At 67.2% G+C, this 20,111-nt stretch carries 19 protein-coding genes; 11 read left to right on the forward strand and 8 right to left on the reverse strand.

Annotated elements, in window-relative coordinates:
* Window positions 1-56 precede the first annotated feature (56 nt).
* Complete coding sequence (locus FFS10_RS01795) at window positions 57-896, reverse strand: PPK2 family polyphosphate kinase (protein WP_137890860.1); 840 nt, start codon at window positions 894-896, stop codon at window positions 57-59.
* Window positions 897-933: 37 nt separating this feature from the next.
* Window positions 934-1,977: an AraC family transcriptional regulator gene (locus FFS10_RS01800; protein ID WP_249931128.1), complete on the reverse strand. Its 1,044-nt coding sequence runs from the start codon at window positions 1,975-1,977 to the stop codon at window positions 934-936.
* 114 nt (window positions 1,978-2,091) lie between these two features.
* Between FFS10_RS01800 and icmF the strand changes: the two genes are divergently transcribed.
* The gene (gene icmF / locus FFS10_RS01805) at window positions 2,092-5,472 is read left to right on the forward strand and encodes a fused isobutyryl-CoA mutase/GTPase IcmF (RefSeq protein WP_137890862.1); all 3,381 of its coding nucleotides are present in this window, start codon (window positions 2,092-2,094) and stop codon (window positions 5,470-5,472) included.
* Between the two features lie 136 nt (window positions 5,473-5,608).
* Window positions 5,609-7,414 (forward strand): DUF6600 domain-containing protein, encoded by a 1,806-nt coding sequence (locus FFS10_RS01810; protein ID WP_137890864.1) that lies wholly within the window; start codon window positions 5,609-5,611, stop codon window positions 7,412-7,414.
* Window positions 7,415-7,422: 8 nt separating this feature from the next.
* Here the strand turns inward: FFS10_RS01810 and FFS10_RS01815 are convergent, their stop codons facing one another.
* The 3 genes from FFS10_RS01815 to FFS10_RS01825 all read right to left on the reverse strand — a co-directional run bounded on the left by FFS10_RS01815 (window position 7,423) and on the right by FFS10_RS01825 (window position 9,102).
* The gene (locus tag FFS10_RS01815) at window positions 7,423-8,196 is read right to left on the reverse strand and encodes a YdcF family protein (protein ID WP_171015990.1); all 774 of its coding nucleotides are present in this window, start codon (window positions 8,194-8,196) and stop codon (window positions 7,423-7,425) included.
* Window positions 8,197-8,323: 127 nt separating this feature from the next.
* A complete protein-coding gene (locus tag FFS10_RS01820) occupies window positions 8,324-8,800 on the reverse strand; it encodes a hypothetical protein (RefSeq protein WP_171015989.1) in 477 nt (158 codons plus the stop codon).
* On the reverse strand, window positions 8,797-9,102 hold the full coding sequence (locus tag FFS10_RS01825; RefSeq protein WP_137890868.1) for a nucleotidyltransferase domain-containing protein: 306 nt from the start codon (window positions 9,100-9,102) through the stop codon (window positions 8,797-8,799). Before FFS10_RS01825 ends, FFS10_RS01820 begins: the two co-directional genes overlap by 4 nt.
* A 216-nt stretch (window positions 9,103-9,318) precedes the next feature.
* Between FFS10_RS01825 and galE the strand changes: the two genes are divergently transcribed.
* Complete coding sequence (galE, locus tag FFS10_RS01830; protein ID WP_137890870.1) at window positions 9,319-10,338, forward strand: UDP-glucose 4-epimerase GalE; 1,020 nt, start codon at window positions 9,319-9,321, stop codon at window positions 10,336-10,338.
* Window positions 10,339-10,446: 108 nt separating this feature from the next.
* Here the strand turns inward: galE and FFS10_RS01835 are convergent, their stop codons facing one another.
* The 3 genes from FFS10_RS01835 to FFS10_RS01845 form a co-directional block, all read right to left on the reverse strand.
* Complete coding sequence (locus tag FFS10_RS01835; RefSeq protein WP_137890871.1) at window positions 10,447-10,797, reverse strand: type II toxin-antitoxin system RelE/ParE family toxin; 351 nt, start codon at window positions 10,795-10,797, stop codon at window positions 10,447-10,449.
* Entirely contained in the window at window positions 10,794-11,075 is a 282-nt protein-coding gene (locus FFS10_RS01840) for a type II toxin-antitoxin system ParD family antitoxin (RefSeq protein ID WP_137890873.1), read from the reverse strand. Before FFS10_RS01840 ends, FFS10_RS01835 begins: the two co-directional genes overlap by 4 nt.
* Window positions 11,076-11,216: 141 nt before the next feature.
* Entirely contained in the window at window positions 11,217-11,495 is a 279-nt protein-coding gene (locus tag FFS10_RS01845) for a helix-turn-helix domain-containing protein (RefSeq protein ID WP_137890875.1), read from the reverse strand.
* Window positions 11,496-11,563: 68 nt separating this feature from the next.
* On the opposite strand from FFS10_RS01845, the gene FFS10_RS01850 reads away from it, so the two are divergent.
* The 8 genes from FFS10_RS01850 to FFS10_RS01885 all read left to right on the forward strand — a co-directional run bounded on the left by FFS10_RS01850 (window position 11,564) and on the right by FFS10_RS01885 (window position 20,104).
* Window positions 11,564-12,880 carry a sugar transferase gene (locus tag FFS10_RS01850; RefSeq protein WP_249931130.1) on the forward strand — a complete coding sequence of 439 codons (1,317 nt, stop codon included), beginning with the start codon at window positions 11,564-11,566 and terminating at the stop codon, window positions 12,878-12,880.
* 87 nt (window positions 12,881-12,967) lie between these two features.
* A complete protein-coding gene (locus FFS10_RS01855) occupies window positions 12,968-14,323 on the forward strand; it encodes a UDP-glucose dehydrogenase family protein (RefSeq protein WP_137890877.1) in 1,356 nt (451 codons plus the stop codon).
* Window positions 14,301-15,278: a UDP-glucuronic acid decarboxylase family protein gene (locus FFS10_RS01860; RefSeq protein ID WP_249931131.1), complete on the forward strand. Its 978-nt coding sequence runs from the start codon at window positions 14,301-14,303 to the stop codon at window positions 15,276-15,278. Before FFS10_RS01855 ends, FFS10_RS01860 begins: the two co-directional genes overlap by 23 nt.
* An 83-nt stretch (window positions 15,279-15,361) precedes the next feature.
* Window positions 15,362-16,372, forward strand: coding sequence for a UDP-N-acetylglucosamine 4,6-dehydratase (inverting) (pseB, locus tag FFS10_RS01865; protein WP_137890879.1), 1,011 nt, complete (start codon window positions 15,362-15,364; stop codon window positions 16,370-16,372).
* A 19-nt stretch (window positions 16,373-16,391) separates the two neighbouring features.
* Window positions 16,392-17,555 (forward strand): UDP-4-amino-4,6-dideoxy-N-acetyl-beta-L-altrosamine transaminase, encoded by a 1,164-nt coding sequence (gene pseC / locus FFS10_RS01870; protein WP_137890881.1) that lies wholly within the window; start codon window positions 16,392-16,394, stop codon window positions 17,553-17,555.
* Complete coding sequence (locus FFS10_RS01875; protein ID WP_137890883.1) at window positions 17,552-18,313, forward strand: cytidylyltransferase domain-containing protein; 762 nt, start codon at window positions 17,552-17,554, stop codon at window positions 18,311-18,313. Before pseC ends, FFS10_RS01875 begins: the two co-directional genes overlap by 4 nt.
* Entirely contained in the window at window positions 18,310-18,930 is a 621-nt protein-coding gene (locus tag FFS10_RS01880; RefSeq protein WP_137890885.1) for a pseudaminic acid biosynthesis-associated methylase, read from the forward strand. The genes FFS10_RS01875 and FFS10_RS01880 overlap by 4 nt, the downstream gene beginning before the upstream one ends.
* Window positions 18,931-18,952: 22 nt before the next feature.
* Window positions 18,953-20,104 carry an N-acetyl sugar amidotransferase gene (locus FFS10_RS01885; RefSeq protein WP_137890887.1) on the forward strand — a complete coding sequence of 384 codons (1,152 nt, stop codon included), beginning with the start codon at window positions 18,953-18,955 and terminating at the stop codon, window positions 20,102-20,104.
* Window positions 20,105-20,111: the final 7 nt, after the last annotated feature.

The raw sequence follows: 20,111 nt of genomic DNA on the forward strand, positions 1-20,111 counted from the left end.
TAGCCACGGCGGCGCCGGCGCGCAGGCTTTCCCGTGGCGGGGCGACGGGCGCCGGCCTATGCGACGCGCAGACCGGCCAGCGCGGGGTCGCTGGGCGGGTAGCGCAGGTCCAGCGCCCTCAGCGTGTCGTGCACCACGGTGGCGATCATGAGGTTGCGGTGGGTCTTGGAATCGGCCGGCACCACGGTCCACGGCGCCCAGGGCCTGCTGGTCGCCCCCAGCAGGGCTGCGTAGGCCCTTTGGTAGTCGTCCCACTGCTTGCGCACCTCCAGGTCGCCGAGGCTGAACTTCCAGCGCTTGGTCGGATCGTCCACGCGCTGCTGAAGCCGCTCGCGCTGCTCGTCGAAGCTGATGTGCAGCATGAACTTGAGGATCACCGTGCCGGTCTCGGACAGCATGCGCTCGAAGTCGTTGATGTGCGCGTAACGCTGGCGCGTCTGCTCGGGCGTGATCCAGCCGTTGACCACCGGCACCAGCACGTCCTCGTAGTGGCCGCGGTTGAAGATCATGATCTCGCCCGCAGCCGGCATGTGGCGATGGATGCGCCAAAGGTAGTCGTGCGCGAGCTCCTCCGCATGGGGCGCCTGCCAGGCCACGGTGTGCACGCCCAGCGGGCTGGTCTGGCTGAACACCGCGCGGATGGTGCCGTCCTTGCCCGAGGTGTCCATGCCCTGCAACACCACCAGCAGCTTGCGGCGCCGGTCGGCGAAGAACAGGTCCTGCAGGCTGTCGAGCTCGAGGGCCAGGGCGTCCACGAGCGCCTTGTCCTTGAGCTTGTCGCCCACCGAAAAGGGCTTGGCCGCAGGATCGAGGGCCGACAGGTCGAAGGGCTTGTCGCGCCCCCGGGTCGGCGGCTGCCAAGGGGCCAGGCGATGGGAGCGGCGGCCGTTGCGCATGTTGGTCTCCAGGGCTTGAACGCGCGGATTGTCCCGCTCAGCGGCCTGCGGGCGCCGACGCGACCGGCGCGTCGCGCCGGTAGCGCGAGGGCTGCACGCCGGTCCAGTGGCGGAAGGCGCGCCGGAACGAGCTGGCGTCGGCAAAGCCGAGCTGGGCCGCGATGTCCGGCACGCTGCGCGCGCTGGTGCACAGCTGGTGGATGGCCGCGTCGCGCCGCAGCCCGTCCTTGATCTCCTGGAAGCTGCTCCCCTCGGCCTCCAGCCGGCGCCGCAGCGTGGTCGGCGCCAGGTGCAGCGCAGCCGCCACCTCCTCGAGCACCGGCCAGTCGCCGCCGGCCAGGCTGGCGCGCAGCTGCCGCCGCACGCGCGCCGCCCAGCCCTGAGTGTTCTTGTACTTCAGGAACACGGTCTGCGGCGCCTCGCGCAGGAAGGGCTTGACCGTCTCGGCGGTCTGCACGATGGGCGCCTTCAGCACTGCGGCGTCGAAATGGATGGCGGTGGCCGGCGCCTCGAAGCGCAGGTGCTGGGAGAACATGGCCACGTACTCGTCGGCATGCGGCGGCCGCGGGCCGGCGAAATCGACGCCCGAAAGGGCGATGCGCTTGCCGGCCAGCCAGCACATCAGGCCGTGCACCATGACCAGGAAGGTCTCCTCGGCAAAGCGGCGGGCGGCGGCGTCGGCGATCCGGTTGGCCAGGACGATGGACGCGCGCTCGCCCTCCAGCCGCAGGCTGGCCGAGATGTCGTCCAGCAGCACGCCGAAGCCGCGCAGCATGCCGCGGACCGCCTGGCCGATGTCCCGGCCATGCAGCACCGCGTGGCACAGCAGCGCGAAGCTGCCGAGCTTCATGCGCCGGCTGTCCAGGCCGAAGAACTCGTCGTCGATCTCCCGCGCCACCGCCATCCACAGCGCGGCGAACGCGGCCGCGGGCACGCGTGCGTGGTCCGAGTCCAGCAGCTGCGGCCGGATCTGCGCCGCCTTCAGCACGCGCAGGCGCGCCTCGGGCGCCAGCCGGGCGATGGCCGCCCGCACGAAATGGACCGAGACGGTGTCCTTTTCCAGGTAGGCGCTGCGTGTCATGGACGGGGCGGGCCGATGGGCGCGGGGGTGGCAAAAAACGCCAGCGCGCCTGGGCGATTTCGCGCTTCCCTTGGCCGGGGCAAGCGGCTAGATTTGGCAGGATAGGAGATAGCCATGACCGATCTGTCCGCGGAGTTTAAAGCCCTCGCCCACTACCGCCCCAAGAACAAGGTGCGCTTCGTCACCGCCGCCAGCCTGTTCGACGGCCACGACGCCGCGATCAACATCATGCGCCGCATCCTGATGGGCATGGGCGCCGAGGTGATCCACCTGGGCCACAACCGCTCGGTCGACGAGGTGGTCACGGCCGCGCTGCAGGAGGACGTGCAGGGCATCGCCATCAGCTCCTACCAGGGCGGCCATGTCGAATACTTCAAGTACATGGTGGACCTGCTGCGCGCGCGCGGCGGCGAGCAGATCCAGGTGTTCGGCGGCGGCGGCGGCGTGATCGTGCCGGCCGAGATCCGCGAGCTGCACGACTACGGCGTGGGCCGCATCTACAGCCCCGAGGACGGCCAGCGCATGGGCCTGGCCGGCATGATAGGCGAGATGCTGATGCGCTGCGACCAGGACCTCTCGGCCGGCGCGCCCAGGGCGCTGGACGCCATCCAGGGCCATGGCGAACTGGCCTGGCGCGCCCTGGCCCGGCTGATCACGGCGCTGGAGAATGGCGCGGCCGATGCGGACTTGGTCCAGGCGCTGCGCGAGCAGGCCGCCCAGCGGCGCACCCCGGTGCTGGGCATCACCGGCACCGGCGGCGCCGGCAAGTCCAGCCTGACCGACGAGCTGATCCGCCGCCTGCGCCTGGACCAGGGCGACCAGCTGCGCATCGCCGTGGTCTCCATCGACCCCTCGCGCCGCAAGAGCGGCGGCGCCCTGCTGGGCGACCGCATCCGCATGAACGCGATCGGGCCGTGGGCCCCCACGCTTGCCGCTGCGCGTGCTGCGCTGCCCCCCGAGGGGGCCGCCACCGCCTTGGGGCGGCCCGGCGGCGGTGGAGCCGTGGACTCCGGGCAGCGCGTCTTCATGCGCAGCCTGGCCACGCGCGAGGCCGGCAGCGAGATCTCGGCCGCCCTGCCCGACGTGGTCGCCGCCTGCAAGCTGGCCGGCTTCGACCTGGTGATCGTCGAGACCTCGGGCATAGGCCAGGGCGACGCCGCCATCGTGCCGCTGGTGGACGTGCCGCTGTACGTGATGACGCCCGAGTTCGGCGCCGCCAGCCAGCTCGAGAAGATCGACATGCTGGACTTCGCCGAGTTCGTGGCCATCAACAAGTTCGACCGCAAGGGCGCGGCCGACGCGCTGCGCGACGTGGCCAAGCAGGTGCAGCGCAACCGCGAGGCCTTCGGCACGCCCGCCGAGCAGATGCCGGTGTTCGGCACCATGGCCGCGCGCTTCAACGACGACGGCGTCACGGCCCTGTATCAGGCGCTCAAACCCCGCCTGGCCGAGCTCGGCCTGCCGCTAGAGGCAGGCGCCCTGCCCCTGGTCGCCGTGCGCCACAGCACACACCAGAACCCGGTGCTGCCGCCGGCGCGCCAGCGCTACCTGGCCGAGATCGCCGACACGCTGCGCGGCTACAAGCGCCGCGCGCGCGAGCAGGCCGGCCTGGCGCGCGAGATCCAGCAGCTGCGCGCCGCCGCCGCCATGCTGCGCGTGGACAAGCCCGAACGCGCCCCGGCCGCCGAGGCCGCGGCCGACCTGGCCGACAAGCGCGAGCTGCGCCAGGAACCGGCCGCCAGGAAGCTGCTGGCCCAGTGGCCCGAGATGCAGAAGGCCTACGCCGGCGACGAGTACGTGGTCAGGATCCGCGACAAGGAAATCCGCACCGCGTTGACCACCAAATCACTCAGTGGCACCACCATCCGCAAGGTCAGCCTGCCGCAATACGAAGACCACGGCGAGATCCTCAAGTGGCTGATGCTGGACAACGTGCCGGGCAGCTACCCCTACACCGCCGGCACCTTCGCCTTCAAGCGCGAGAACGAGGACCCCACGCGCATGTTCGCCGGCGAGGGCGACCCCTTCCGCACCAACCGCCGCTTCAAGCTGCTTTCCGAAGGCATGCCGGCCAAGCGCCTGTCCACCGCCTTCGACTCGGTCACGCTGTACGGCAACGACCCCGGCCCACGGCCCGACATCTACGGCAAGGTCGGCAACTCGGGCGTGTCCATCGCCACGCTGGACGACATGAAGGTGCTGTACGACGGCTTCGACCTGTGCCACCCCGCGACCAGCGTGAGCATGACCATCAACGGCCCGGCGCCCAGCATCCTGGCCATGTTCATGAACACGGCCGTCGACCAGAACATCGCCAGGTTCCGCGCCGACAACGGCCGCGACCCGACCGACACCGAGCTCGCCAAGATCCGCGAATGGGTGCTGGCCAATGTGCGCGGCACGGTGCAGGCCGACATCCTCAAGGAAGACCAGGGCCAGAACACCTGCATTTTCTCGACCGATTTCAGCCTCAAGGTCATGGGCGACATCGCCGAGTATTTCGTGCACCACAACGTGCGCAACTTCTACAGCGTGTCGATCTCGGGCTACCACATCGCCGAGGCCGGTGCCAACCCGATCAGCCAGCTCGCCTTCACGCTGTCCAACGGCTTCACCTTCGTCGAGGCCTACCTGGCGCGCGGCATGCACATCGACGACTTCGCGCCCAACCTGAGCTTCTTCTTCAGCAACGGCATGGACCCGGAGTACACCGTGATGGGCCGCGTGGCGCGCCGCATCTGGGCGGTGGCCATGAAGGAGAAGTACGGCGCGAATGAGCGGTCTCAGAAGTTGAAATACCACATCCAGACCTCGGGCCGCAGCCTGCACGCGCAGGAGATCCAGTTCAACGACATACGCACCACGCTGCAGGCCCTGATCGCGATCTACGACAACTGCAACAGCCTGCACACCAACGCCTTCGACGAGGCCATCACCACACCGACCGAGGACAGCGTGCGCCGCGCCATGGCGATCCAGCTGATCATCAACCGCGAATGGGGCCTGGCCAAGAACGAGAACCCCAACCAGGGCGCCTTCATCATCGAGGAGCTGACCGAGCTGGTCGAGGAGGCGGTGCTGGCCGAGTTCGAGAAGATCGCCGAGCGCGGCGGGGTGCTCGGCGCCATGGAGACCGGCTACCAGCGCGGCCGCATCCAGGACGAGAGCCTGCACTACGAGATGCTCAAGCACACCGGCGAGCTGCCCATCATCGGCGTCAACAGCTTCCGCAATCCGCACGGCGACACCATCCCCGAAAAGCTCGAGCTCGCGCGCAGCACCGACGAAGAAAAGCAGAGCCAGCTGCAGCGCCTGGCCGACTTCCACGCGCGCCACGCCGACGAGGCGCCGGCCATGCTGCAGCGCCTGCGCCAGGCCGTGATCGAGAACCGCAACGTGTTCGAGGTGCTGATGGACGCGGTGCGCTGCTGCTCGCTGGGCCAGATCACCGGTGCGCTGTTCGAGGTGGGCGGGCAGTACCGGCGCAACATGTGAGGCAGGCGCCCCCGAGCGCCAACTTACAAACCGTTGCAAAAGCCCAGGCTTATTGCAATTTCTTTGCCATTCTTGGCGATCTTTGGCCGGCCTCGCGCGTTCTAAAAAGTAGGAGACTAACTGCGCCGAGGACACCATGATGAAACCCCATGCCCTGACCCGCGGATGCTTGGCCCGGATGCTGATGGCGCTGGTCTTGGCCTTGGCGGGCGCCCAGGCCCTGGCCCAGGCCGGCGACCCACCCGGCCGCGTGGCCAGACTCAACCACATGGAAGGCGCGGTCAGCTTCCTGCCCGCGGGCGACGACGAATGGGTCGACGCCCCGCGCAACCGGCCGATGACGCGCGGCGACCAGCTCTGGACCGACCGGGGCGCGCGCGCCGAGCTGCATCTGGGCAGCACCGCCGCGCGCATGGACGAGCGCACGCAGCTGCAGTTCACCGCACTCGACGACAAGCTGGCCCGCCTCAGCGTGCCGCAGGGCACGCTCAGCCTGCGCGTGCGCCGGCTCCACGCCGGACAACAGCTGGCGGTCGACACCCCCAACCTGCGCTTCAACGTCACGCAGCCGGGCGAATACCGCCTGGACGTCGATCCTGCGAACGCCAGCACCCGCGTCACGCTGCATTCGGGCCAAGGCACGGTCTATGGAGACAGCGGCCAGGCGCTCGGCCTCACGGGGCCGCAGCAGCTGAGCTTCTCCGGCCGCAACCTGGCGCAGCTCGGCGCCCCCGCGGCGCCGCAGCGCGACGACTTCGACCAGTGGGCCGCCGCGCGCGACCGGCAGGAGGACCGATCGGTCTCGGCGCGCTACGTGTCGCGCGAGACCACAGGCTACCAGCAGCTCGACCAGTACGGCGACTGGCGCATGGACCCCGGCTACGGCCCGGTCTGGTACCCCTATGTGACGGTCGCCAACTGGGCGCCCTACCGCTACGGCCACTGGGAATACATCCCCCCCTGGGGCTGGACCTGGATCGACGACGCACCCTGGGGTTTCGCGCCCTTCCATTACGGACGCTGGGTCCAGATCAGCCTGCGCTGGTGCTGGGTACCCGGCCCCATCGTGGTGCAGCCGGTCTACGCCCCCGCCTTGGTCGCCTTCGTGGCCAGCACCAGCGGCCCCACGCACGGGTACATCGCCCTGAGCTCGGGCCAGCCCGGCGTGGCCTGGTTCCCCCTGGCCCCGGGCGAGGCCTACCGGCCGGCCTACCGCGTGAGCCGGCACTACATAGACCGGGTCAACCGCCACCACAGGCTTGCCGACGGAGACCGCGACCGCCTCTACCGCTACCAGCGCCAGCCCGATGCGGTGACGGTGGTGCCGCGCGAGGCCTTCGGCCGCAGCCGGCCGATGCGGGGCGAGGCGCCGCCGATCGCGCGGGCCGAGCTCGACCGCGCGCGCGTGGTGGCTGCGCCCCGCTTCGCGCCCGAGCGCCGCCGTGACGAGGACGGCATCCGCCGCGCCCCGCCGGAGCGCATTCCACCGGGCTGGGAGCCACGCCAGCGCGGCATGGACCCCCGCGCAAGCGACAGGCCGGACGCACGCTTGGACCGCCGCTTCGGCGAGCGCGACGAGGATGCCCGCCGAGCCCGCCAGATGGAGAAGGAGCGGGCCCAGCGCGAACAAGCCATGCGCGAGCGCAGCGAACGCCAGCAGCGCGTCGAGCAGGAGCAGCGCCAGCAGCGCGCGATGCAGGAACAGGCTCCACGCCAGCAGCAGGCCCAGCAGATGCGGCAGCTGCGTGAGCGCGACGAGCACCGGCAGCGCGAGCAGGCCGAGCGCCAGCAACGTGCGATGCAGGAACAGGCGCAGCGCCAGCAGCAGCGCGCCGAGCGCATCCAGCAAATGCAGGTGGAGCGTCAGCGCCCGAACGAGGAGCAGCGCCGCGTTCACGGCGAGCGGCGACAGCGCACGGAAGAGGATGACGGCCGACGCTGAGCCTGCCCTTACAAGGCCGCCGCGCGCCCCGCCGCGGCATAGGCCAGCCAGCCCAGCCCCTCGTGCAGCGCCAGCTGCCAACGCAGCGCGCCGTGCACCAGCGAATACTCGGTCCACGGCGTCGTTGCGCCGGTGCGGTAGTCCACCGGGTAAGGCGTCACGTTCCAGCCCGCGGCGCGGAAGCTGGCCAAGGCGCGCGGCATGTGCCAGGCCGAGGTCAGCAGCAGCCAGGGCCGGGTCTTGTCCACGCCAGGCAGGGCCGCACTGAACTGGGCGTTCTCGTAGGTCGTGCGCGAGGCACTCTCGTAGATCAGCTGGCCGGCCGGCACGCCCAGGCTGGCGAAGAAGGCGCGCGCCTGCGCCGCCTCGGAAACGCCGGTGGCGTTGAGGCGCCCCTCCCCGCCCGTGAACAGCAGGCGCAGATGCGGGTGCTGGCGCAGCAGGGCCACGGGCGCCGTCATGCGCTCGGCCCCGGCGTTCAACGCCACCTGGCCGCGCGAGCGCCAGATGTCGGAGCGCTCCAGTGCCCCGCCCAGCACCACCACGCCGGCATAGCCGCGCAGGCTGCCCGCCGGCGGCGCGTGGCGGTTCTCCAGCGCGCGCAGCAAGGCGTCGGGCAGCGGCTCCCAGCCCACCCCCGCGCCCAGGAACAGCGCGATCGCCAGCGTCCAGCGCGCCGCGCGCGGGCGGCGCGGCAGCCACCACCAGGCGAGCAGCATCAGCAGGGCCACCCAGGCCAGCGGCTGGGTCAGGGCGGAGAGGAGCTTGGATGCGTAGAACATGGGGCTTGACATGGCGGTGAGCGGGGGCGCGATGGATGCGGCCGCCCATCCCATCTCAGCGGCGGGCGGCTGGCCCGGCAACCACATTCGCGCCTATGTCCACCGAGAGTGGAATGGCCTGACTGAATCACGCAGACGGCAGGGCCGCTACCAAAGGTTCGATGCGAGCCAGCAGGGCTTGCAGCATTGGAACAGCCTCGACCGCTTCGTTCAGATAAGCGGCTTTGAGCGCATCGTCTTGCGGATAGTCGTGGGCAAAACGGTTTCTGATGGCCCGCAAGACATGCCACTCCTCCACGCTGCCCAAGTAGCCCAACTTCTCCAAGCGATGCAGCTTGTCGAGCATGGGTCGGTCCTCGTAGGGCTCTTGCAGATAGGCCAGCACCGCCGGGAACAAACGTGCGCCCATCGCATCCTGCAGCTTGGTGAAACGCAAGACAAACTGATCCCAGTCCTGCACAGCCTCGTCGTCCAAATCGGGCAGCGCCGACGGTGGAATAGGCAACGACGGCGCCAAGGCTGCCATGGCATGTTGCAAGTGATGAAAATGCCGCTCGCACTGGCACCAAGCGTCCACCAACTGCAGTTGCGCTACATCGGTCATAGGACAACCCCTCGCTCACGCGCCACGTCATAGACAGGCATCCGTTTCTGGCGGGTCGGGAAATCGATCAAGACATCGATCTTCTGCTCACCCAGGCGCGCGTAGACGCGCGACAAGAACCGCGTATGGGCCCGCGCGATCTGTGCTGGATCGGTCATACCTGTCTCTATGAGCAGATCGATATCCCCCCCCCGGCGAGCATCGTCCGTCCGCGAGCCAAACAGCCGCACCACGGCCCCCGCGTCAAAGCAGTCGCGGGCTGCTTGCTTCAGGGTTTCACGCTCGAAGTCGCTAAGACGCATGTCAGGTATCCAAAACTGTCGCCGTCTGCTGGCATTTGGAGAATTCCAGCTCTATTTTGCCTCGGAGCCCAGGTACTCCGCCATCCTCACCGCGCCAAGCGACATGCGCAAACTCACATTCCGGACGCCATCCCATCACCTGGCCGGCCTCCCGAAGACATCGGATCCGCCGCCCCTGCAGGCCTTTGGGATAATCGGCCCATCGCCCCGCAGCCCATGACCTCCTGCATCCTCATCACCGGCGGCGCCGGCTACATCGGCTCGCACACCGCCGTCACGCTGATGGAGGCCGGCCACCGGGTGGTCATCGTCGACAACCTCTGCAACAGCAGCCCGCGCGTGCTCGAGCGGCTGCGCCAGCTGTGCGGCGATGCCTTCGAGTTCGTGCGGGCCGACCTGCGCGACGGCGCGGCGCTGGACGCGCTGTTCGCGCATCACACCATAGCGGGCGTGATCCACTTCGCCGGACTCAAGGCCGTGGGCGAATCGGTGGCCCAGCCGCTGCGCTATTTCGACAACAACCTGGGAAGCACGCTCAGCTTGCTGCAGGCCATGGGGCGCGCCGGCGTGCGGCGCCTGGTGTTCAGCTCCTCGGCCACCGTCTACGGCGACCCCGACCAAGTGCCGATTCCCGAGACGGCCCCGCTGCGCGCGACCAACCCCTACGGCCGCAGCAAGCTGGTCTGCGAGGACATGCTGCGCGACCTGCTGGCGGCCGACCCGCGCTGGCAGGTGGCGATCCTGCGCTATTTCAACCCCGTGGGAGCGCACCCCAGCGGCCTGATCGGCGAGGCGCCGAACGGCGCGCCGAACAACCTCATGCCCTATGTCAGCCAGGTCGCCGTGGGGCAGCGCGAGTGCCTGCAGATCTTCGGCAACGACTACCCCACGCCCGACGGCACGGGCGTGCGCGACTACATCCATGTGATGGACCTGGCGCGCGGCCACCAGGCAGCCCTTCGCTACCTGGCCGAGCGCCAGGCCCCGATCACGGTGAACCTCGGCACCGGCCGCGGCGTCAGCGTCAAGGAACTGGTGGACACCTTCGCCCGCGTCACGGGCCGTCCCGTGGCCCACCGCTACACCGGCCGCCGCCCCGGCGACGTCGCCGCCTGCTACGCCGACACCCGCCTGGCGCGCAAGGCCCTGGGCTGGCAGGCCGAGCACGACCTGGCGCGCATGTGCGAGGACGCCTGGCGCTGGCAGTCCATGAACCCGGCCGGGTACGACAGCTGATCGGCGGCGCCCTTGATGACAGGCACCTCTGTCATCGCGCCGCCAACCAGGCGACCGCCGCCTTGAGGTCATTCCGAGCAGGTCGTGCTCCAGGACCTCTGATGCACATCAGTGCGGCTGATCATTGGCCGCGGGCACATGCCTCGCCAAGTCCATGCTGTCGTGCAAGAGCCTGAGCACATCGATGATCTGCCCAGCGCCCGCCCGAAAAACCACAAAGTGCCGCCCCTTGCGACCCTGGCGTGCAACGTGCAACGTCCGCATGCCTGGCTCAATCTCGTCGCGTGCTTTGGCCCCCAGAACCTCAGGACCATCTCGCAAAGCCTGGATGGCCAGCGAAATCGTCTCTGCATAGGTCTTGGCCTGGACCTCACCAAAGGTCTTGGTCGTCCACCGCAGAATCTCAAAGTAGTCCTGCCCGGCCTGATGACCGAGCCGAACCGTCCAGGCGCGGCTCATTCGCCCGCGATAGCCTTGGATGCCACAGATGCCAGATGGACGCCGAGCGCCTCGGTTGATTCAAACGAGGTGAAGCGCCCCTGATCGAAGTCGGCCACCCCAACCTTGACAGCACTGCGCAGGGCCTCCAGGCGGGAAGCATCCTCCGCCTCACGCTGCTCAATCAGGCGAAGCCCTTCCCGCAAGACCTCGCTGGCATTTTGGTAACGGCCGCTGCTCACAAGCTGTTCCACAAAAGACGCTTGATGGTTGGTCAGCACAACGTTACGGGTCGGCATGTCCATCTCCTCGGTCGAGCCATTGGCAGATTATGCCAATTCGACTGCTGGCGGTCAATCTTGAAGACGACGCCCTGGTCCTGGCCGCCATCGGCGCCGAGAGCTTCCCCGCCACGCGCCATCGATAAGCTGCAGCCCAATTCATTGCAAGGCAGCCAGAGCCGCCTCGGGCGCTTTGTCGAGCACCTTCAACAGCGCTTTGGCCGCCCCCGTGGGACTGCGTTTGCCTTGCTCCCAATTGCGGATGGTGTCGAGCGAGACGTCGATGCGCTCCGCAAACTCGGCTTGGCTGAAGCCCAAGCGCTTGCGGACCCGACGCGCAAACTTGGCAACGTCCTGCATGGCCTCGGCTTCGTCAGCCGCTTTCTGCAACGCAATGTCTTTCTCAGTCATTGCGTCCACTCGGGCAGGGTCACCCATTGCCAAGGGCCAGACCAACCATCCTCGGCTGCATGCCCGCACCCCGGCATATGGTCAAATCTCGCTCCATGAGCCGGCCCTCGATTTCTGCCGTTGAGCGCAGCACCCTGGCATCCCCGACCGCTCGCCGGCAGGGAGCCCAGCTGGGCTGGTCGCTGGCCGGCGGCCTCAGCCTGCTGCTGAGCTACCTGATCGCGCTCTTGCTTCACAGGGCCGACCTGGTCACTGGCCTGTTCCCGCAGACCGTGTTGTGGTGCGCCCTGCCCTACCTGCTGGCCGCCCATTGGCTCTACCGGGGGGCGGGCCTGCCTGCCGCCGAACGGGGCAGCCTGCTGCTGGTCACCACGGCGACGCCTTTTCTGCTGACACCGCTGGGGTTCGCGCTGCTGCAGCAGCCCTATTCGCGTGGTGCGGTGCTGCTCGTCTACGCCCTGTCCACGGCTTGGTTCCTGCTGGGCGACCGACTGCACCAGCACCGCCATGTCCAGCGACTGGCTTGCCTGGACGAAGGCATCCCCGAAATCTTGCAGGCATTAATCGGCCGCGACGGCCTGCGCAGCCAGGGCATCCTGCTGCTTCCCTGGCCTGCCGACGGCCAGACGCCCGACCGGCTTCAGGTCTTCGACGGCGTGGTGCTCAATCGGCAGGCAACCACCAGCGACGCGCGCAGCCATCTGCTGAGTCACCTCAAACTCAACCACGTGCGCCTCTACAGCGTCGAAGCGGTAGCCGAGTTGCTGAGCGGGCGCAAGATGCTGCCAACGGGACAGGATGAGCTCTGGGAGATCGACGGCAACCCCGCCTACGACGTCGCCAAGAGGGTGATCGACGTGGCGCTGGTGCTGGCCACCCTGCCGCTGTGGCTACCGCTGTGCGCGCTGGTGGCCTTGGCCGTCAGGCTCGACTCCCCCGGCCCGGCCCTGTTCAGCCAGAGCCGGGTGGGGCGCGACGGCCGCAGCTTCCGGCTCTGGAAGTTCCGCAGCATGCGCCACCTTAGCCAGCCGCAGCCCGCCCGCTTCGCCGAGCAGCAGGACGACCGCATCACGCGCGCGGGTCGGGTCATCCGCCGCTGGCGGCTCGATGAATTGCCGCAGCTTTGGAACGTGCTGCTCGGCCACATGAGCCTGATCGGTCCGCGCCCCGAGCAGACGCAGTTCGTGCAGGGCTTCGCCACCCGCATCCCGGCCTACCCCTACCGCCACCTGGTGCGCCCCGGCCTCACCGGCTGGGCCCAGGTGCAGCAGGGCTATGCCGACAGCGAAGAAAAAACCATCGTCAAGCTCAGCTACGATCTCTATTACGTGGCGCACTACTCCATGGCCTTGGATCTGCTGATCGCCTACAAGACCCTGCGCATCGTGCTGAACGGTTTTGGCGTGCGGTAAATTATTTGCTTGAATCCCGATGACGCGCAGCCCGCGACCGATTCGATCTCGATCAAGCAAGCACAGCAATACCCCAGGGAATCCTCCATGAACATCGTCGTCGTAGGAACAGGCTATGTCGGCTTGGTCACCGGAGCCTGCCTGGCGGCCAAAGGCAACCGCGTCGTCTGCGTGGACAGGGATCAGTCCAAGCTCGACAAGCTGGCCAAGGGCGTGATTCCCATCCACGAACCCCAGCTGGACAAGCTCGTGCATGAGGCCGTGGCCGCAGGCCGGCTTTCGTTCGCCGGTTTTCTGGGCCAGGGCTTGGCGGAGTTGCCGGCCAGCGCCGACAACCCGCGCACGCTGATCTTCATCGCGGTAGGCACGCCGCAGGGCGAAGACGGCTCGGCCGACCTCAAGCATGTGCAGTCCGTGGCACGCGAGATCGGACAGGAGCTCAAGCAGCCGGCGATCGTCATCAACAAATCGACCGTGCCCGTGGGCACCGCCGATGTGGTCAGGGGCGAAATTGCCTGGCAACTGTTCCAGCGCAAGACCTTCATCGACTTCGAAGTTGCGAGCAACCCCGAATTCCTGAGGGAAGGTTCGGCCCTGGACGACTTCTTCAACCCCGACCGCATCGTGATCGGCACGGACAGCGCCTCGGTGCAGGCGCAGCTGTGCGCGCTGTACTCGCCTTTTGTCCAGCGCCCCGAGCAGCTGATGGTGGTGGGCGTCAAAGAGGCCGAGCTGATCAAGTACGCTTCCAACGCCATGCTGGCCACGCGCATCTCGTTCATGAACGAGATTGCCGGCGTGTGCGACCGCTTCGGCATCGACGTGGAACAGGTACGCCGCGGCGTCGGGGCCGACGCGCGCATCGGAGCCGCATTCCTCAAGCCCGGCTGCGGTTACGGCGGCTCATGCTTCCCCAAGGATGTGCAGGCGCTCGCCCGCATCGCACAGAGCGTGGGGGTGGAGCCGCTGGTGCTGAACGCCGTGGAAGCGCGCAACAAGAAGCAGAAGCAGCACATGTTCCAGAACATCGCGGTGCGCCTGGGCCACAGTCTGCATGGGCGGCTGTTTGCCGTGTGGGGCCTGGCCTTCAAGCCTGAAACCGATGACATGCGCGAGGCTTCGTCCATCGAGCTGATTCGTGCGCTGGTCGGTGCCGGCGCCAAGGTCGTGGCACACGACCCGGCGGCTGGCGAAATGGCCGGCACCGTGTTCGCCGACCTGATTCACCAGGGACAATTGCGCATTGCCGACCACGCCATGGATGCCGTGGCGGGCGCCGACGCGCTGGCGCTGGTGACGGAGTGGAGCGAGTACAAGGCGGCCGACTTTGCCGCCGTCAAAGCGGCGCTCAAGCAGCCCCTGGTGTTCGATGGCCGGAATCATCTGCCCATGACCGACCTCAAGGAACTGGGCTTCGAGTATGTCGGCGTGGGCCGCCGCTGAAGGATCGCGGGGCATGCTCGTGAAAAAGATACTGGTGACCGGCGGAGCAGGCTTTCTCGGCTCGCACCTGTGCGAAAAGCTTCTGAACCAGGGCCACGCCGTGCTGTGCCTGGACAACTTCTTCACCGGCCGTGAAGAAAACATCGCGCATCTGCGCGCCAACCCGGCCTTCACGCTCATCCGGCACGATGTGACACAGCCGCTGACGGGCGTCGCGGTCGACGAAATCTACAACCTGGCATGCCCGGCCTCGCCCCCCCGCTACCAGCACGACCCCATCCACACGATGAAAACATCGGTACTGGGCGCTCTGAACCTGCTGGAGATGGCCAAGGCGCAAGGCGCCAAGATTTTCCAGGCGTCCACTTCCGAGGTGTATGGCGACCCGTCGGTGCATCCCCAGCCCGAGAGCTACTGGGGCAACGTCAATCCCATCGGCATCCGCAGCTGCTACGACGAAGGCAAGCGCGCGGCTGAAACCTTGTTTTTCGACTACCAGCGCCAGCACGGCGTTCGCATCAAGGTGGCGCGCATCTTCAACACCTACGGCCCCCGCATGGACCCCAACGACGGGCGGGTGGTGAGCAACTTCATCGTGCAAGCCTTGCGCGGGCAGGACCTGACCATTTACGGCGACGGCTCCCAAACGCGCAGCTTTTGCTATGTGGATGACCTGATCGAGGGCTTCATCCGGCTCATGGACTCGGACGATGGCGTCACAGGCCCCATCAACCTGGGCAACCCCGGCGAATTCTCCATGCTGGAACTCGCGCAGAAGGTGCAGGCGCTCACCGGCGCCAGGAGCCGGCTGGCCTTCAAGCCGCTGCCGCAGGACGACCCCAGGCAACGCCGGCCGGACATTACGCAGGCGGAGCAGAAGCTTGGCTGGCGACCTGCCGTCCCCCTGGAGGCAGGACTTCGGCATACGATCGAGTACTTGCGCAGGCATGCCTGAGAATGAATGCGCCGGCCACATGAAACGCACACCGCCCCGCGCCCATCGCTTCCCCGTCCAATGCACACCATCAAACAGTAGCCATGCTGTCCCTTAAATCGATACTCATCACCGGTGGCACCGGCTCGTTCGGCAAGGCCTTCGTCAAGACCGTGCTGGAGCGCTACCCGGACATCAGGCGCCTCGTCATCTATTCGAGGGACGAGCTGAAGCAGTTCGAGATGTCCCAGACGTTCTCGGACCGCGATCACCCGTGCCTGCGCTACTTCATCGGCGACATCCGCGACGAGCCGCGTCTTCGCCGCGCCCTGGAAGGCGTGGACATCGTGGTGCATGCGGCGGCCCTGAAGCAGGTGCCTGCCGCCGAGTACAACCCCTTCGAGTGCATCAAGACCAATGTGCTGGGCGCGCAGAACCTCATCGAAGCCTGCCTTGACGCGGGCGTGCAGCGCGTGGTCGCCCTGTCCACCGACAAGGCGGCCGCGCCCGTCAACCTCTACGGCGCCACCAAGCTGTGCTCCGACAAGCTTTTCGTGGCCGCCAACAACATCAAGGGCGCGCGCGACATCCGGTTCAGCGTGGTGCGCTACGGCAACGTCATGGGAAGCCGCGGATCGGTGATCCCGTTCTTCCTGGGCCGGCGCAAGACCGGCGCGCTGCCGATCACCGACCCGCAGATGACCCGGTTCAACATCTCGCTGCAGGACGGCGTCGACATGGTGCTCTGGTCGATCGAGAACAGCCGGGGCGGCGAGATCCTCGTGCCCAAGATTCCCTCGTACCGCATCACGGACGTCGCCCAAGCCGTCGCGCCCGAGTGCCGGCAGGAACAGGTCGGCATCCGGCCCGGCGAAAAGATCCACGAGGAAATGATCACCGCCAGCGACAGCCTCAACACGGTGGACCTGGGGCGCTATTACGCGATTCTGCCGCCAGGTACAGACTACAGCATCGACGACTACTGCCGCGACACCGGGGCGCGCCGTGTCGAGCCGGGCTTCGCCTACAACAGCGGCACCAATCCCGACTTCCTCACGGTGGAGCAACTGCGCGCGCTGATCGAGGAACATGTCGCCAAACAGCAGGCCGATTGAACCCCTGGCCTGGCCCACCATGTCGTTCATCCCGTACAGCTGTCAGAACATCACCGACGACGACATCGCCGCGGTCAACGCGGTGCTGCGCTCCGAGTACCTGACCCAGGGCCCGGCCGTGCCTGCGTTCGAGCAGGCCTTTGCCGAGCGGCACCAGACCCGGCATGCGGTGGCGGTCTCCAATGCCACGGCGGGACTGCACATCGCCTGTCTGGCGCTGGGCGCCGGCCCCGGCAAACGGGTCTGGACCAGCCCCAACAGCTTCCTGGCTTCGGCCAACTGCGCCCTCTACTGCGGCGCCACGGTGGATTTCGTCGACATCGACCCGCGAACGCGCAACCTGTCCGTCACGGAACTGGCGCGCAAGCTCGAACGAGCAAAGGCCACGAACACGCTACCGGCCATCGTGATCCCCGTTGATTTCGCGGGTCTGCCCTGCGAGCTGCGCGAGCTGCGCGAACTGGCCGATGCCTATGGATTCCGGATCCTCGAAGACGCCTCGCACGCCACCGGGGCCAGCTACCAGCACCGGCCGGTCGGCAGCGCCTGGGCCGATGCCACGGTGTTCAGCTTTCACGCCGTCAAGATCGTGACGACGGCCGAAGGCGGCATGGTCACGAGCAACGACGACGAGCTGGCGCGCCAGCTGCGCCGGCTGCGCTCGCATGGCATGGTGCGGGAGGCTTCGGAACTGCACGCACCACCCGAAGGTCCCTGGGTCTACGAACAGCAGGCTCTCGGTTTCAACTACCGCATGACGGACGTGCAGGCGGCGCTGGGGCTGTCGCAGCTCGGGCGCCTCGACGCCCTGCATGCGCAACGCGTCGCTCTGGCGGACCGCTACGACGATCTGCTCGACGGCCTTGCGCTGATCCGCCCGATCCGGCTCGCCGACCGTGAATCCGCCTGGCATCTCTACGCCATCGAGATCGACACCGCCCGCACGCAGCGCACCCGGGCCGAGGTTTTCCAGGCGATGCGCGCCGCGCAGATCGGCGTCAGTGTCCACTACATCCCTATCCACACGCAGCCCTACTATGCGGACCTCGGATTCCGGCGCGGCGATTTTCCGGCTGCCGAGGCCTACTACGCGCGGGCGCTCTCGCTGCCCTTGTTCCCGGCGCTGACCGAGGGACAGCAGGATTCGGTGGCAGCGGCCCTGAAGCAGGCGCTCCAAGTATGAAGACCGTCATCGTCGTCCAAGCGCGCATGACCTCGACCCGGCTGCCAGGCAAGGTGCTGCTGCTACTGGCAGGCCAGCCCATGCTCATGCGCCTGATCGAGCGGCTGCGCAGGGTGAAGCAGGCCGATGCCGTCGTCGTTGCCACCACCACCAATACCACCGATGATCCGATTGCCGCCCTGTGCGAGCAGTTGGGCGTGCCCTGCCACCGCGGTAGCGAGTTCGACGTGCTCTCGCGCTACGCCGACGCAGCCCGCCTGAACGACGCCGACGTGGTGGTACGCATCACTTCCGACTGCCCGCTGATCGACCCGGCGCTGGTAGACCAATTGATCGCCACTTACCTCGAGGGCGGCTGCGACTATGTCTCCAACATGCTGCCCCCGACCTGGCCCTACGGCATGGCGGTGGAGGTGTTTTCGGCCGCGGCCCTGCGCGAGGCGCAGGCCGAGGCCACGCAGGCCAGCGAACGCGAACATGTCACCCCTTTCATCTACTGGCATCCCGAGCGCTACCGGCTGCGCAACGTCGAGAGCTCTGAGAACCTCAGCGCACAGCGCTGGACGGTGGACACGGCTGAAGACTACGAGCTGGTGCGCCGCCTGTTCGAGACGCTGCACCCGACCCAGCCCCGCTTCGCCTTGGCCGACGTGCTGGCAATCATGGAAGCGCACCCTGACTGGATGCGTATCAACCAGCACATCGAACAAAAGCAGGCCCGACCCGACACACCCACTTCCGCGGAGCAGACCCCATGACCTTCAAGACCGAACAGGAAGCCTTCTGGGCCGGCGAATTTGGTGCCGAATACATCCAGCGCAATCAGGGCGACGCCCTGCTGGCGTCCAACCTTGACTTCTTCGCCAAGGCGCTGCGCGCTGCGCGGGGCGTTCGGAGCTGCATCGAGTTCGGCGCCAACATCGGCATGAACCTCAAGGCGCTCAAGCTGCTGCACCCCGCAATCGACATGCACGGCATCGAGATCAACGCCGACGCCGCGAAGCAGCTGGGCGAGGTGATCCCGCCCGCCCACGTGCACCACGCATCCATCCTCGACTTCACACCCGAGCGTTGCTGGGACCTCACCCTCATCAAGGGTGTGCTTATCCACATCAACCCCGAGGCGCTGCCGCAGGTATACGACAAGCTGGCGGCCGCCACCAGCCGCTACCTGCTGGTGGCCGAGTACTACAACCCCGCGCCGGTAGCCATTCCCTACCGCGGCCACAGCGACCGCCTGTTCAAGCGCGACTTTGCCGGCGAAATCATGGACCGTCACCCGCAGCTCCAGCTGATCGACTACGGCTTCGCCTACCGCCGAGACCCCAACTTCCCCCAGGACGACATCACTTGGTTCCTGATGGAAAAACGCTGAACGCCCCAAGGGATCATCCGCCATGCTGACCTATTGCAAACACTGCGTGATGCCGGACACCAAGCCGGACCTGCACCTGGACGAACACGGCGTGTGCAACGCCTGTCGCAGCTATGAAAAGCGCACCGAAGTGGACTGGGACGCCCGCTACCAGGAACTGCTCCAGGTGCTGGAAAAGTATCGCCACCGCGACGGCAGCAACTGGGATTGCATCGTGCCGGTCAGCGGCGGCAAGGACAGCACCTACCAGGTGGTGCGCATGCTGCAGCTGGGCCTGAACCCGCTGTGCGTCACCTCCTCGACCTGCGACCTCTCGCCGCTGGGCCGCCGGAACATCGAGAACCTCAAGCGCCTCGGCGTGGACCATGTCGAGGTCTCGCCCAACCCGCTGGTGCGTGCCAAGCTCAACCGCTTGGGACTGACCCAGGTGGGCGACATCTCCTGGCCCGAGCACGTGGGCATCTTCACCATCCCCGTGCGCGCGGCCGTGCAGTTCAACGTGCCGCTGATCGTCTGGGGCGAAAACTCGCAAAACGAATACGGCGGCCCGGCTGCCGCTGCCGACAACAATGTGCTCAACCGCCGCTGGCTCGAGGAGTTCGGTGGGCTGCTGGGCATGCGCGTGTCGGACCTGATTGGCTTGGACGGCATCGAGGCCAAGCACCTGATCCACTACACCTACCCCACCGACGAAGAGCTCGCTCGCGTGGGGGTGACCGGCCTGTTTCTCGGCCACTACATTCCCTGGGATGGCCTGTCCAACACGCTGATCGCCCAGGCCAACGGCTTTCACACCTACGACAAGGTGGTCGAGGGCTCGATGGTCAATTACGAGAACCTGGACAACCACCAGACCGGCATCCACGATTACTTCAAGTTCCTGAAGTTTGGTTTCGGTCGCGCCACCGATCTGGCCTGTCTGCATATACGCCGCGGCCGCCTGACACGCCAGGACGGCCTGGAAGCCGTAAGACGGCTCGATGGCCTGTTCCCCTGGGAATATCTGGGCAAGCCCTTGAAGGACATCCTGCGCCCTCTGGACATGGCCGAAGAAGAGTTCATCCGCATCTGCGACAAGTTCACCAACAAGAAGATCTTCAAGCGCGACGTCAGCGGCGCCTTGCTCAAGGACCACGACGGCAATCTGACCAAGATCAACTACGACAACGTATGAGACCGTC

This window comes from Ramlibacter sp. 2FC, assembly GCF_005503345.1.
Taxonomy (GTDB): Bacteria; Pseudomonadota; Gammaproteobacteria; order Burkholderiales; family Burkholderiaceae_C; genus SCMQ01.

What these genes read in the sequence shown, in the direction of transcription:
- FFS10_RS01810 (WP_137890864.1), top strand. Translation starts at nt 5,609, where the DNA reads ATGATGAAACCCCATGCCCTGACCCGCGGATGCTTGGCCCGGATGCTG.
- FFS10_RS01855 (WP_137890877.1), top strand. Translation starts at nt 12,968, where the DNA reads ATGAACATCGTCGTCGTAGGAACAGGCTATGTCGGCTTGGTCACCGGA.
- FFS10_RS01825 (WP_137890868.1), bottom strand. Translation starts at nt 9,102, where the DNA reads ATGCGTCTTAGCGACTTCGAGCGTGAAACCCTGAAGCAAGCAGCCCGC.
- FFS10_RS01795 (WP_137890860.1), bottom strand. Translation starts at nt 896, where the DNA reads ATGCGCAACGGCCGCCGCTCCCATCGCCTGGCCCCTTGGCAGCCGCCG.
- icmF (WP_137890862.1), top strand. Translation starts at nt 2,092, where the DNA reads ATGACCGATCTGTCCGCGGAGTTTAAAGCCCTCGCCCACTACCGCCCC.
- FFS10_RS01875 (WP_137890883.1), top strand. Translation starts at nt 17,552, where the DNA reads ATGAAGACCGTCATCGTCGTCCAAGCGCGCATGACCTCGACCCGGCTG.
- galE (WP_137890870.1), top strand. Translation starts at nt 9,319, where the DNA reads ATGACCTCCTGCATCCTCATCACCGGCGGCGCCGGCTACATCGGCTCG.
- FFS10_RS01885 (WP_137890887.1), top strand. Translation starts at nt 18,953, where the DNA reads ATGCTGACCTATTGCAAACACTGCGTGATGCCGGACACCAAGCCGGAC.
- FFS10_RS01860 (WP_249931131.1), top strand. Translation starts at nt 14,301, where the DNA reads ATGTCGGCGTGGGCCGCCGCTGAAGGATCGCGGGGCATGCTCGTGAAA.
- FFS10_RS01850 (WP_249931130.1), top strand. Translation starts at nt 11,564, where the DNA reads ATGAGCCGGCCCTCGATTTCTGCCGTTGAGCGCAGCACCCTGGCATCC.
- FFS10_RS01845 (WP_137890875.1), bottom strand. Translation starts at nt 11,495, where the DNA reads ATGGGTGACCCTGCCCGAGTGGACGCAATGACTGAGAAAGACATTGCG.
- FFS10_RS01815 (WP_171015990.1), bottom strand. Translation starts at nt 8,196, where the DNA reads ATGTTCTACGCATCCAAGCTCCTCTCCGCCCTGACCCAGCCGCTGGCC.
- pseB (WP_137890879.1), top strand. Translation starts at nt 15,362, where the DNA reads ATGCTGTCCCTTAAATCGATACTCATCACCGGTGGCACCGGCTCGTTC.
- FFS10_RS01840 (WP_137890873.1), bottom strand. Translation starts at nt 11,075, where the DNA reads ATGCCGACCCGTAACGTTGTGCTGACCAACCATCAAGCGTCTTTTGTG.
- pseC (WP_137890881.1), top strand. Translation starts at nt 16,392, where the DNA reads ATGTCGTTCATCCCGTACAGCTGTCAGAACATCACCGACGACGACATC.
- FFS10_RS01800 (WP_249931128.1), bottom strand. Translation starts at nt 1,977, where the DNA reads ATGACACGCAGCGCCTACCTGGAAAAGGACACCGTCTCGGTCCATTTC.
- FFS10_RS01880 (WP_137890885.1), top strand. Translation starts at nt 18,310, where the DNA reads ATGACCTTCAAGACCGAACAGGAAGCCTTCTGGGCCGGCGAATTTGGT.
- FFS10_RS01820 (WP_171015989.1), bottom strand. Translation starts at nt 8,800, where the DNA reads ATGACCGATGTAGCGCAACTGCAGTTGGTGGACGCTTGGTGCCAGTGC.
- FFS10_RS01835 (WP_137890871.1), bottom strand. Translation starts at nt 10,797, where the DNA reads ATGAGCCGCGCCTGGACGGTTCGGCTCGGTCATCAGGCCGGGCAGGAC.